This window comes from Pseudomonas sp. FW305-20, from assembly GCF_058788075.1.
Genome location: NZ_JBYTAJ010000007.1, coordinates 47,952 through 60,730 on the forward strand (window position 1 = coordinate 47,952; position 12,779 = coordinate 60,730).

Below are 12,779 nucleotides of genomic sequence, written 5' to 3' on the forward strand. Positions count from 1 at the left end.
TCGCAGAAAGCAGGGTTGTTGCCTGGTGCGTAACTTGGGGAGTATCTCAGCTGACTCTGAAGAACATAGTCCATTCAGGCTCGCTCGAAATCCCCTCAGGTCTTGCTCGCCGGTTTTGCCGCGCGTTTGGTACCCGTCGAGGGCTTGCGTTTGGCGGGCTTGCGTTTGTTTTTCCACGGTGTTGCACCGCGCCCGGCGGGGCTTGCCGGTCCGCTGATGGTCAGGCTCAGCCCGGCGCAACGGGCCACCTGTTTGCTCATCCACGCGGCCTGTTTGGTGACGAATTCTTCCAGGCTCATCTCGCCGCTCTGCACCATGTCCAGCGCTTGCTCCCAAATGGCTGTGGTGCCCGGGTCGGCGATGGCTCGCGGCACGGCATCGATCAGGCTGAACGCGGCCGGGGTGGCGGCCAGGGCCTTGCCGTTCTTGATCAGATAACCCCGGTCGAGCAGGCCCTGGATGATCGAAGCGCGGGTCGCTTCAGTGCCGATGCCGGTGGTGTCCTTGAGTTTCTGTTTGAGCAGCGGATCTTCCACCAGTTTGGCGACGTTCTTCATCGCCTTGATCAGGTCGCCTTCGGTGAACGGTTTGGGTGGTTGCGTCCAGAGGTCCTTGAGCTTGACGTCGGCCACTGCGCAGTCACGTCCTTCAGCCAATGCCGGCAATGTTTGCGGCGCCGGTGCTTCCCGGCCCTTGGCCGGGGCGAGGGCCTCGGGCAGGGCGCGTTTCCAGCCGGGCTCGACGATCTGCTTGCCGACGGCACGCAAGGCTTCACCGGCGCAGTCGAAGTCGGCCTGGGTCCGGTCGTATTCATGGTTGGGCAGAAACTGCGCCAGGTAACGCGCGCGGATCAGGGTGTAGACCGCCCGCTGCTTGCCCGCCAGTCGCTCGAGATTCTTCGCCGCAGCGGTGGGGATGATGCCGTGGTGAGCACTGACCTTGGCGTCGTTCCAGGCCCTTGAGCGACGCTGGGGCTCGAGGAAATCGTTCAAGGCGTTCAGCGCCGGATCAGCCTGCCTCAGGGCAGCAAGTATGCTGGGTGCTTCGCTGTGCTGACTCACGGGCAGATAACCGCAGTCGCTGCGTGGATAGGTGATGACCTTGTGGGTTTCGTACAGCGCCTGGGCGATGTCGAGGGTTTCCTGGGCGCCGAGCCCGAGCTTCTTCGAGCAGACTTCCTGCAAGGTGCCCAGATCGAAGGGCAGGGGGGCCACTTCGCGCATTCGCTCGGTACGCAGTTTGATCACCCGGGCACTCGCCGCAGTGCCGATTGCCGCCGCTGCTTGCTGCGCCAACGCCTGATTCAGGCAGCGATCCTGATCGTCGCAAACCTCTGAGGCTGCACGCCACTGGGCGGTGAACGTAGTGCCGTCGTGCAGCAGTTGCACATCGATGGCCCAATAGGCGACTGGCACGAAATCGGCGATGCTGCGATCGCGATCCACCACCAGGCGCAGGGTCGGCGTTTGCACCCGACCGACCGGCAATACGCCCTGATAACCGGACTGACGCCCCAACAGCGTGAACAGCCGACTCATGTTCATCCCGATCAGCCAGTCGGCCCGCGAGCGCCCGAGTGCCGAATGGTAAAGGCTAAAGGTCTCTGCCCCCGGCTTCAGTGCCGCCAATGCCTTGCGGATCGATGCATCGTCCAGCGCCGACAGCCATAGCCGCTGGATCGGCCCGCGATAACGGCAATGCTCCACCAGTTCCCGGGCGATCATCTCGCCCTCACGGTCGGCGTCGGTGGCGATCACCAGTTCGCTGGCCTCTCCGAGCAGCCGCTTGACCGCTTTGTATTGGCTGGCCGTACGCGGCTTGACGGTCATTTTCCACTTCTCTGGAATGATCGGCAGGTCCGCCAGCACCCATCGCTTGTAACGCGCGTCATAGGCGTCGGGCGGCGCGGTTTCCAGCAGATGGCCGATGCACCAGGTTACCGTGACGTCCGTTCCCAGCCAGCAGCCGTCGCCACGACGCCTGGCGCCGAGGACGGCCGCAATGTCTTTGGCCTGGGAAGGTTTTTCACAGAGGTACAGCCGCATAACCACCATCGCTCATCAACTGTCGAGAGGTGCACAGGATGGCGGCTGAAGAGCGATGGGGCAATCTTTATCTGTATGGATGTACAGTTGGTGCGTTGCGATTCATTGCACAGACTTCTCAGCCCACTGATCGCTATCGGCGAGGAGGCTCTCTCCCGTTCGGCTGCGAAGCCGTCATGAGTGCAAAACATGAGGTATACCTAATAAATCGCGCATCGCTCGCACCTGCAGGTCCATCACCGTCATGAGGAACGTATTTCATGAAAAGCACCGGTCCTAGTCCTGTCATCACCATTGCAGAGCAGCCGGGCTGCCTGCTTGTGAAGTTTCACGGCATCCAGGTGGCCGCGTCCGCACGAGCGCTGGTGTTGCTCGAGGCCAACTACCCTCCGGTGTATTACGTACCGCGTGAAGACATCGATGAAAAGTACTTTGCCCGCACCGATCACACGAGTTATTGCCCCTATAAGGGCGATGCCAGCTATTTCAGTCTGCAAATCCCGGGACATGAGGGCGCTAACGCGGTGTGGAGCTATGAAGACCCCAAAGTGTCGGTCGAGCAGATTCGCGGCTATATGGCCTTCTATCCCGATCAAGTCACGTTTGAGGTGCTCAAGGACATCGAGTGAGAGGGTGGTTTTTGCCTAAGGTGGCTATTGCCAATCACCGCCTGCACGGATGACAATGCGAGTCATTATCACTCGCGAATTATTCTATTGTCATGACCGTCAACGATTTGTCCCTGCGCAGCGCTGTCAATGATCTGTATTGCGACCATCACGGTTGGCTCAACGGCTGGCTGCGCAGACGGCTGGGCAATGCCTTCGATGCGGCGGACCTGGCGCAGGACACCTTCGTCCGGGTGATCAAGGCGCGCAACGCGCTGGAGATTCGCGAGCCGCGACCTTACCTGTCAATGATCGCCAAGGGCTTGCTGATCGATCTGTTCCGTCGGCGCTCGCTGGAGCAGTCCTATCTGGAAGCCTTGGCCGCCATGCCCGAATGGCAACAGCCCTCGTTGGAGGAACAGGCGATCCTGTTGCAGGCCCTGATGGAAATCGACCGTTTGCTGCAAGGGCTGGGGCCGAAGGTCAAGCAAACGTTCATCCTGTCTCAGTTCGATGGCCTGACCTATCCGCAAATTGCCGAGCGCCTGAGTGTCAGCGTGCGCACGGTCAACAATCACATGGCCAAGGCCATGGAACATTGCTGCCTGATGCAGATCCGGTTGCAGCTCGCATGAGCCTGTCGCCCGCCGAGTTAAAGGCGATCAGCATCGCCGCCCGGTGGTACGCCCGGCTGCAGTCCGGCGTCGCGACCGATTCGGATCGTGCGGCGTGGAATGACTGGCTGGTTGCTGATCCTGCACATCGCCAGGCCTGGCAGCGCATGGCTGCTGTCGGCGAGCAGATGAGCAGCGTGCCGGGCGCCCTGGCTTCGCCGGCCTTGCGGGGGGCCGAGCGATCCCGCCGCCAGGTATTGCGCAGTGTGTTGGTATTGGCGTCGGCCGGTTCGCTGGGCTGGTCCGGATGGCGCAGTGAAACAACCCAAGACCTGCTTGCCGATTTCCGCACCGCCGTGGGTGAGCGCCGGGAGTTTCGTCTGGCGGATGGCAGTTCGTTGCTGCTGAACACCGACACCGTGGTCAACCTGCGTTTCGACACTCATCAACGCGTGCTGGAACTGTTGCGGGGCGAGATTCTCGTCACCACCGCTGTCGATCCTTCGCAGCGGCCGTTCAAGGTGGTCACCCGCCATGGCGAGGTGCTGGCGCTGGGGACGCGTTTTATCGTTCGGTCCCAAAGTGAGAGTGGCGAGGTGGCGGTGCTTGAGAAAGCGGTGGAAGTCACCTCTGGCGGTGGATCGACAGTGCGCCTCGAGGCTGGCCAGGCTATCGGCTTCAATGCCATTTCGCTGGGGACGGTACGGCGCAACGATGCATCGGCAGGCGCGTGGCAGCGAGGCAGTATCATCGCCATCGATCGTCCCTTGGGCGAGTTGTTGGCCGACCTTTCGCGCTATCGCACCGGGGTGCTGCGCTGTGATCCGCGCATTGCCAATTTAAGGGTGTCCGGCGCGTTCCCCATCGATAACACAGACCTGGCGCTGGCCGCGCTGGAGAGCGGTTTCTCCCTTCGCGTCAGCCGATACAGCCGTTACTGGGTCACTGTTTCGGGCAGCGATTTGCAGTAGTGCACGCAGCGCACAAAAAGTTTTGTTGCCTTTGCACTTTTCATACACATCGTTCGGCTCATCCCTCAGTGAGTTTTTATTGATTGGTTTTGGGGGAGGGTAAGCATGTCTCGGGTGTACACGCCAGGTCGTCTGGCGATTGCAGTGAAGGTCGGATTAGTTGTGGCAACGTCGATGTGCGTATGGCCAGTTGCAGCGACCGCAGCCCCGGCGCAACAACAAAATTCGGTGCAGTCCTTCGACATTGCGCCTGGCAGCCTGACCGAAGTCCTCAGCCATTTCGCCAGTGCCGCGGGTGCCGCCATTTCCTTTGATGCGCGACAAACCGAAGGGTTGAAATCTCCCGGGCTCAAAGGTGCGTTCGGGGTCAGTGAAGGCTTCGCGCGCATTCTTGGCGGCAGCGGCCTGCAAGCCAATCCCCAGGCCAATGGCACTTACGTACTGCGGCCAGTTCCCGCTGCCGGTTCGGCGCTGGAGTTGGGTGCTACCAACATCAATGGGCAGATGCTGGGCGCGACTACCGAGAACAGCGGTTCGTACACGACGGGAGCGGTGACTATCGGCAAGGGTGAGCACTCCCTGAAAGAGACACCGCAATCGATCACGGTGATGACCCGCAAGATGCTCGATGACCAGAACCTCAACACCATCGATCAGGTCATGGAAAAGACCCCGGGCATTACCGTCTACGACTCGACCATGGGCGGCAAATATTTCTATTCGCGCGGGTTCCGGATGTCGGGCCAGTACCAGTACGACGGCGTGCCGCTGGATATGGGCAATCTCTATGTCCAGGCCGACAGTTTCAGCGGTGACATGGCGTATTACGATCGGGTCGAAATCCTGCGGGGTGCCGCGGGGATGATGAAAGGCTCGGGTGGCACCGCTGGCGGGGTGAACTTCGTTCGCAAGCGCGGTCAGGCCGATCCACATACCGACATCACGCTGTCCGGCGGCAGTTGGGACAACTATCGCGGACAGGTCGACACCGGTGGCCCGCTGAATGAGTCCGGCACCATTCGCGGACGCGCCGTCGTCGCCGAGCAGAGCCGACACTATTTTGTTGACGACGCCAGTCGCAAGGACCAGGTGTACTACGGCGCGCTCGACGTCGATCTGAATCCCGATACGACCCTCGGCCTGGGCGTTGCCTATGAAGACATTGACGCCAGCCCTTGCTGGGGCGGCCTGCCGCGTTACAAGGACGGCAGTGATCTGAAACTCAGTCGCTCGACCTGCCTCGACCCTTCCTGGAACACCTGGCGCAGCCAGCGAACCACCGTCTTCAGCGACCTGAAACATCAGATCAATGAAGACTGGGCGTTGAAGGTCGCCAGCGTTTATACAAAGAACACTCAGGACATCAAATACGCGTTCGCCTCCGGATCGGTGACACCCGGCGTAGGCACCACCGGCGTCCTCGGTAGCATGTACGACTACGATCAGGTCGATTACGGACTTGACGCGTACGTGGATGGCAAGTTCGGCGCGTTCGGTCAGCAACATGAATTGGTGGTGGGGTTCAACGCCAGCCGTTCGAAAAAAGACGACTTCTACTCGGTGGCGTTTCTGCCCCAGCGACAGAATGTGTTCAATCCCGACAAACATATTCCGGAGCCGGACGACAGTTACTTCATCGACAACTCGTCACGCGGTGGGCCGGTCAATTCAGTCATCCGGCAGAAGGGCGTTTACTCTACGTTGCGCCTGAAGCTGGCGGATCCTCTGACCCTGGTGGCTGGCAGTCGGGTGAGTTGGTACAGCTCAGACACCGATTCGGTGTTCATTAATTCCGGCACCTCGGAACACTCCAGCACTACGGAGACGGGCCAGGTCACGCCGTTTGCCGGCCTGCTGCTGGACCTGAACGAAAACCTGACGGCCTATGCCAGCTACTCGGATATTTTTACCCCGCAAGGCAATTTCCGATCGGAAGACGGGTCCGCTCTCAAACCGCTCGTAGGCCAGAGCTATGAGTTGGGCATCAAGGGCGCCTGGTTCGACGGTCGCCTGAACAGCTCTTTCAACCTGTTCCGGACTATCCAGAAGGACCAGGCGCAGACTGACTACAACTCAAGTTGCCCGTCATCGGATGGCTACTGCTACGTCAACGCCGGAAAAGTTCGCGCCCAGGGTTTCGAGGCCGAGATCAGTGGTGAAGTCATCGAGCGACTCCAGTTGCTCGCGGGTTACACCTACACGCAGACCAAGACCCTCGACGACATCGACACCAGTCTCAATGGCGCAGCGTTCAACAGTTATGTGCCTCGGCATGTGTTGCGCATGTGGGGCGATTATGCCCTGAGCGGGTCGCTCGAGCGGTTCACTGTCGGTGCTGGTGTCAATGCGCAAAGCGATAATTTCCGGGTGTCTCCGGTCAGCGGGAAGAAGATCAGCCAGTCGGGTTATGCGATCTGGAACGGTCGCATCGGCTACCGCATCGATGACACCTGGTCGGTGGCGTTGAACGGCAACAACCTGTTCGACAAGCGTTACTACGCCACTATCGGTACCGAGACCTTCGGTAATTACTACGGTGATCCTCGCAACTTCATGGTGTCGGTCAAGGCGAGTTTCTGACGGTGATGGTGATGCTGTTCACTTGATGTTGGGGGGCATATCCGTTTCTTCGGTCACGGCTGCTTAAAGCGTACGCATTCCCCCTGTGGGAGCGAGCCTGCTCGCGAAGGACGTGAACGATAACGCGTGCAGTCTGAATGAACGCGGTGTCCGGACGTATTTCGCGAGCAGGCTCGCTCCTACAGATACCGCGCCAGGCTTTGGCTTTTGATCTCTCATCGAACAGCATCCACCAGCGTGGATTCATCAATCTGGCTAATCGAGGTCACCCCGGTCAAGGTCATGGCGACGCGCATTTCCTTGGCGAAGATATCCAGCATATTTTCCACTCCGCGTTGACCATCGGCGGCCAGTGCATAGGCCATGGAACGCCCCAGCAATACGCCTTTTGCGCCCAGCGCCAACATCCGTACAACATCAAGCCCCGAGCGGATTCCCGAGTCGACCAGCACCGTCAAATCATTACCGATGGCTTGCATGATGGGCGGCAATGCCTTGGTGGTGGAGAGCACGCCGTCCAGTTGTCGCCCACCGTGGTTCGACACGACAATGCCATCCGCGCCAAAGCTGACCGCATCCCGGGCGTCCTGAGGGTCAAGGATGCCTTTGATGATCATCGGGCCTTCCCAGAATTCACGAATCCACTCCAGATCGCTCCAGCTGATCGAAGGGTCGAAGTTGTTGGCCAACCAGCCCATGTAGTCTTCGAGGGTTACGGCCTTGCCAAGGTACTTCGAGATATTGCCCAGGTCGTGCGGACGCCCCATGAGACCGACGTTGAATGCCCAGTCGGGTTTGGTCATGGCCTGAAGCATTCGCCGCGAAGATGCAAAAGGGCCGGACATGCCCGAGTGTGCGTCCCTGTAGCGGGCGCCGGGCGTGGGCATGTCCACGGTAAACACCAGGTTTTTCACACCGGCGGCCTTCGCCCGCTCCAGTGCATTTTTCATGAAGCCCCTGTCCTTCAACACATACAGCTGAAACCAGATGGGCTGTTGGCTTTGTGCCGAGACTTCCTCGATCGAGCACACCGAAACCGTTGACAGGCAAAGCGGGATGCCTTTGTTCTCCGCTGCTTTCACCGCCTGCACCTCGCCACGACGGGCGAACATGCCCGTCAGGCCGACCGGGGCCAATATGATGGGCATCGAAAGCGGTTGGTCGAAGAGGGTGGTTTCAAGGCTCAGGGTTTCGACGTTTTTCAGAATGCGCTGACGCAGGCTGATGCCGGTCAGATCAGCGCTATTGGCCCTCAGCGTATGCTCTGCGTAGGCGCCGCCATCAATGTAATCAAACAAAAAACGCGGGAGTTTGCGACGTGCTGCCTCGCGATAGTCAGATGCGGATGAAATGATCATGGTGCCTCGGTCTGTGAGTGGCGGGGCTGCCGATGTCGTCGAGCTTACCTGTGGCGAGGGGATTTATCCCCTCACCACAAGGATTGTGGTGAGCTCAGTTTTTATCCAGATCCACGTTCTTGGTCTCACTCAAGCAGATCATCCCCACGACCAGGCTCACCCCGGTTATCAACACCGGGTACCACAGCCCGTAGAAGATATCCCCGGTGTACACCACCAAGGCAAACGACACCGTTGGCAGGAAACCGCCGAACCAGCCATTACCAATGTGGTAGGGCAGGGACATCGAGGTGTAGCGGATGCGGGTCGGGAACAGTTCGACCATCAGCGCTGCCAGCGGGCCGTAGCACATGGCCGAAATGATGATCAGCACCACCATCAACATCACGATCATGGACTTGTTGACCTGCTGCGTATCGGCTTGTGACGGATACCCGGCCAACGTCACGGCGCCACGCAGGGCCGCTTCATCGTAGCCTTCGAGCTTCACGTCACCGACGCTCACCTGTACGGCGCTGCCGGCCGGTAGAGCTTCGCTGTTATAGGGCAGGCCCTGTTTCACCAGGAAGGTTTTGACCTTGTCGCAAGGGCTGTCAAATTTCGCCTTGCCCACCGGGTCGAACTGGAAGGTGCAGGTGGCCGGGTCCGCCAGTACGGTGATCGGTGCCTGACGGCTGGCCTGGTCAATGGCCGGGTTGGCGTAGTGGGCGATGGATTTGAAGATCGGGAAGTACAGTGCGGTGGCCAGCAGCAGGCCGATCATCAGCACCGGTTTGCGCCCGACCTTGTCCGACAGCCAGCCGAAGAAAATGAAGAACGGTGCGCCGATGATCACACTGACGATCAGCAGGCTGTTGGCCAACGCCGGGTCCATTTTCAGGAACTGGGTGAGGAAGAACAGCACGTAGAACTGCGCTGCGTAGAAGGTCACGGCTTGTCCAGCGTTGATGCTGAACAGGGCGATCAGCACGACTTTCAGGTTTTCCCATTTGCCGAAGGAATCGCGCAGCGGCGATTTGCAGAGTTTGCCTTCCTCTTTCATTTTCACGAACGCCGGCGACTCGTGCAGGCTCATGCGAATCCAGGTCGAGATGCCCAGCAAAATGATCGAGAACAGGAACGGAATCCGCCAGCCCCAGACTTCGAACTGGTCACCGGTGAAGTAGCGGCAACCGAGCACCACCAGCAGCGACAGCAGCAAGCCGAGGGTTGCGGTGGACTGAATCCAGCTGGTGTGGAAACCGCGTTTACCCATCGGCGCATGTTCCGCCACGTAAGTGGCAGCGCCGCCGTATTCACCGCCCAGGGCCAGGCCCTGAAGCATGCGCAGCACCACGAGGATGATCGGCGCGGCAATGCCGATACTCGAGTAGGTCGGCAACAGCCCGACGCAGAAGGTCGCCACGCCCATGAGAATGATGGTCGCAAGGAAGGTGTATTTACGCCCGATCATGTCCCCCAACCGGCCGAACACCAAGGCGCCGAACGGCCGCACGATGAAGCCGGCAGCGAAGGCCATCAGCGCAAAGATGAACGCCGTGGTGTCGTTGACCCCGGCAAAAAACTGTTTGCTGATCACCGCCGCGAGGGCGCCATAGAGGAAAAAGTCATACCACTCGAAGACTGTCCCGAGCGACGAGGCGAAGATGACTTTCTGGGTTTCCTTGCTGGTGCCCGCGCTGCGCACGGCTTCCAGGGGCTGAACATGTTCTGACATATCGGTATCCCTCACAGTGATTGTTTTTTTTGTTCCACTGGTGTTGCGTATTCCTTGCAGGGGTCATTCCAACATCCGCGAATCTAGTGCGATCCTTGTGGGAGTGAGCCTGCTCGCGATGGCGTCGTGTCAGTCAACTCGATGTTGAATGATCCACCGCTTTCGCGAGCAGGCTCGCTCCCACAGGGGATAGGTTTACAGTCGAAGTGTTAAGGATCAGCTGTGCTGCCTTTTCGGCAATCATCAGCGTAGGCGAACAGGTATTGCCCGAGGTAATGCGCGGCATGATCGAGGCGTCAGCGATGCGCAGGCCCGGAATGCCATGGACTTTGAGCTGCGCATCAACCACGGCGTCCACGTCATTGCCCATGCGGCAGGTGCCGACCGGGTGGAAAATCGTGGTGCCGATGCGGGCGGCGGCTTCATGCAATTCTTCATCGCTCTGCAAGCTGTCGCCGGGCAAGTACTCGACCGGTTTGAACGCTTGCAAGGCCGGTGCGGCGACGATGCGGCGGGTCAGGCGAATCGCGTCTGCTGCCACCCGCAAGTCCTGCGGATGGCTCAAGTAATTGGGCTGAATCAGTGGCGCTTCCTGCGGATCGGTGGAGCGAATCTCGATGCGACCACGGCTTTGCGGGCGCAGATCGCACACCGACGCCGTGAAGGCGGGGAAGGCGTGCAATGGCTCACCGAAACGCTCCAGAGACAGCGGCTGAACGTGGTACTCGAGATTCGCCGACGTCTGCTCCGGTCCCGAACGGGCGAAGGCCCCGAGTTGGCTCGGCGCCATGGACAGCGGGCCGCTGCGGTCATACAGGTAGCGCAGGCCCATGCCCATCTTGCCCCACAGGCTGCCGGCAATTTGATTCAGCGTACGGGCGTTTTCCAGTTTGTAGATCAGGCGCAATTGCAGGTGATCTTGCAGGTTGCCACCCACGCCGGGCAGTTCATGGGCAACGCCAATCCCCAGTTTTTGCAGCAGCGAGCGAGGGCCAATCCCGGAACGTTGCAGGATGCTCGGTGAGCCGACGGCACCGGCGCACAGCACGATTTCTTTGCGCGCCTTGAAGGTTTTCGCCTGACCCTGCCAACGCGCGCTGACCGCCGATGCACGGCTGTTTTCCAGTAGCACGCGATCCACTTCGACGTTGGTCAGCACGGTGAGATTGGGGCGGTTGCGGATCGGTTTGAGAAACGCCTTGGCCGCGTTCCAGCGAATACCGGCCTTCTGATTGACCTGGAAGTAGCCGCAGCCTTCGTTGTCGCCCTGGTTGAAGTCATCGATGCTGGCGATGCCGGTTTGCTCGGCGGCGCTTTGGAAGGCATCGAGAATCGGCCACGACAGCCGCTGACGTTCGATCCGCCATTCCCCGGCTGCGCCGTGAAACTCCGAGTCGCCAGCAAAGTGGTTTTCGCTCTTTTTGAACAACGGCAGCACGTCGTTCCAGCTCCAGCCGGGATTGCCCTGCGCCGCCCAGCCGTCGTAGTCGCCAGCCTGGCCGCGCATGTAGATCATGCCGTTGATTGACGAACAGCCACCGAGCACCTTGCCACGCGGGTAACTCAGGGTGCGACCTTGCAGACCGGGTTGCGCTTCGGTCTTGAAGCACCAGTCGGTGCGCGGGTTGCCGATGCAGAACAGGTAACCCACGGGGATGTGAATCCACGCATAGTTGTCGCGGCCGCCGGCTTCGAGCAGCAGCACGCGGTTCTGCGGATCGGCCGACAACCGATTGGCCAGCAAACAACCGGCCGGGCCGGCACCGACCACGATGTAGTCGAATTCATCCAGGGAAGTCTGCATCCATGACCTCATGTTGTTGTTCTTGTTGTCGGTCATCCTAGTTGTTAGCTTTCGTCAAAAGAATGTTAGTTTTTGCGCAGCCGCTGTGCGTTTTTAAACAGCCTTACTTCAAGGACGGTTCATGTTCGACTGGAATGACCTGCGGTTTTTTCTCGAGTTGCAGCGCAGCGGGCGTTTGCTCACCGCTGCCCGGCGTTTGAACACCACCCACGCCACCGTGGCCCGGCACATCGAGGCCATCGAAAAGAGCCTCGGCACGGCGTTGTTTGTCCAGCATGCCCAGGGTTATGAGCTGACCCCTGCGGGCGAAGCGTTGCTCAAACACGCCGAAGCCATGGAAAACGTCGCCTTGCTGGCTCAGGAAGAAATCACTCAGTCGAGTGCACCGTTAGGCAAGATCCGCGTCGGCGTGACCGAAGGGTTGGGCATCATGTTCCTCGCCAGCCGCATGAACGGCTTGTTCGAACGTTATCCGGGGCTGGAAGTGGAACTGGTGGCGGTGCCGCGCTTTGTCAGCATTCTCAACCGCGAGGCCGAAATCAGCATCCACCTGGAGCGCCCGGCCGCCGACATGCTGGTCACGCGCAAGCTGACTGACTATCGGTTGGCGCTGTACGCCAGCCAGGAGTATCTGGACCGCTCGCCACCGTTGCGCAGCCGTGAAGACCTCGGTCGCCACGCCTGGATCGGCTATGTCGATGATTTGTTGTTCAGCCAGGAGCTGATGTTCCTCAACAGCTTCTGCCGCAATCCGCAGGTGGTGTTTCACAGCACCAGCGTCATTGCCCAACAACAGGCCGCGCGATCCGGGTTGGGGATCGCCGTGCTGCCGTGCTACATGGCCAGCGCCGATCCCGGCCTGGTGCCGTTACTGCCGGATGAGGGTATTCAGCGCAGCTACTGGATCAGCACGCGGCGTGAGCTGCACAAGTCCGTGCGGTTGCGGGTGTTGTGGGATTACGTGGTGGGGTTATGTGAGGCCGAGCAAGACTTATTACTAGGCCCAAATCCGCTGTAGAAGCGAAGCTTGCTCGCGAAGGCGTCAGGCCTGACATACCCGCCTACTCGTTCTTCGCGGGTAA

The 12,779-nt window shown here is 59.9% G+C and carries 9 protein-coding genes; 5 read left to right on the forward strand and 4 right to left on the reverse strand.

The window, feature by feature from the left end; translation table 11 throughout:
- Positions 1 to 95: 95 nt before the first annotated feature.
- The gene (locus AC3WP4_RS08225) at positions 96 to 2,045 is read right to left on the reverse strand and encodes a DNA topoisomerase III (protein WP_102616526.1); all 1,950 of its coding nucleotides are present in this window, start codon (positions 2,043 to 2,045) and stop codon (positions 96 to 98) included.
- Between the two features lie 260 nt (positions 2,046 to 2,305).
- Between AC3WP4_RS08225 and AC3WP4_RS08230 the strand changes: the two genes are divergently transcribed.
- The 4 genes from AC3WP4_RS08230 to AC3WP4_RS08245 all read left to right on the forward strand — a co-directional run bounded on the left by AC3WP4_RS08230 (position 2,306) and on the right by AC3WP4_RS08245 (position 6,818).
- Positions 2,306 to 2,674: a DUF427 domain-containing protein gene (locus AC3WP4_RS08230; protein ID WP_074875946.1), complete on the forward strand. Its 369-nt coding sequence runs from the start codon at positions 2,306 to 2,308 to the stop codon at positions 2,672 to 2,674.
- Between the two features lie 92 nt (positions 2,675 to 2,766).
- Positions 2,767 to 3,288, forward strand: coding sequence for a sigma-70 family RNA polymerase sigma factor (locus tag AC3WP4_RS08235; RefSeq protein ID WP_102616527.1), 522 nt, complete (start codon positions 2,767 to 2,769; stop codon positions 3,286 to 3,288).
- Positions 3,285 to 4,238 carry a FecR domain-containing protein gene (locus AC3WP4_RS08240; RefSeq protein ID WP_102616528.1) on the forward strand — a complete coding sequence of 318 codons (954 nt, stop codon included), beginning with the start codon at positions 3,285 to 3,287 and terminating at the stop codon, positions 4,236 to 4,238. The genes AC3WP4_RS08235 and AC3WP4_RS08240 overlap by 4 nt, the downstream gene beginning before the upstream one ends.
- Positions 4,239 to 4,343: 105 nt before the next feature.
- Entirely contained in the window at positions 4,344 to 6,818 is a 2,475-nt protein-coding gene (locus AC3WP4_RS08245; protein WP_102616529.1) for a TonB-dependent siderophore receptor, read from the forward strand.
- A 215-nt stretch (positions 6,819 to 7,033) separates the two neighbouring features.
- Here the strand turns inward: AC3WP4_RS08245 and lldD are convergent, their stop codons facing one another.
- From lldD to AC3WP4_RS08260, 3 genes are all read right to left on the reverse strand, one after another.
- Positions 7,034 to 8,176 carry an FMN-dependent L-lactate dehydrogenase LldD gene (lldD, locus tag AC3WP4_RS08250; RefSeq protein WP_102616530.1) on the reverse strand — a complete coding sequence of 381 codons (1,143 nt, stop codon included), beginning with the start codon at positions 8,174 to 8,176 and terminating at the stop codon, positions 7,034 to 7,036.
- Positions 8,177 to 8,270: 94 nt separating this feature from the next.
- A complete protein-coding gene (locus AC3WP4_RS08255; protein WP_102616531.1) occupies positions 8,271 to 9,893 on the reverse strand; it encodes an MFS transporter in 1,623 nt (540 codons plus the stop codon).
- A gap of 133 nt (positions 9,894 to 10,026) precedes the next feature.
- Positions 10,027 to 11,697, reverse strand: a complete 1,671-nt coding sequence (locus AC3WP4_RS08260) for a GMC family oxidoreductase (protein ID WP_102616532.1) — start codon at positions 11,695 to 11,697, stop codon at positions 10,027 to 10,029.
- Between the two features lie 121 nt (positions 11,698 to 11,818).
- Here AC3WP4_RS08260 and AC3WP4_RS08265 point away from each other — a divergent pair, with 121 nt between their 5' ends.
- The gene (locus AC3WP4_RS08265) at positions 11,819 to 12,715 is read left to right on the forward strand and encodes a LysR family transcriptional regulator (protein WP_102616533.1); all 897 of its coding nucleotides are present in this window, start codon (positions 11,819 to 11,821) and stop codon (positions 12,713 to 12,715) included.
- The last annotated feature ends 64 nt before the right edge of the window (positions 12,716 to 12,779 follow it).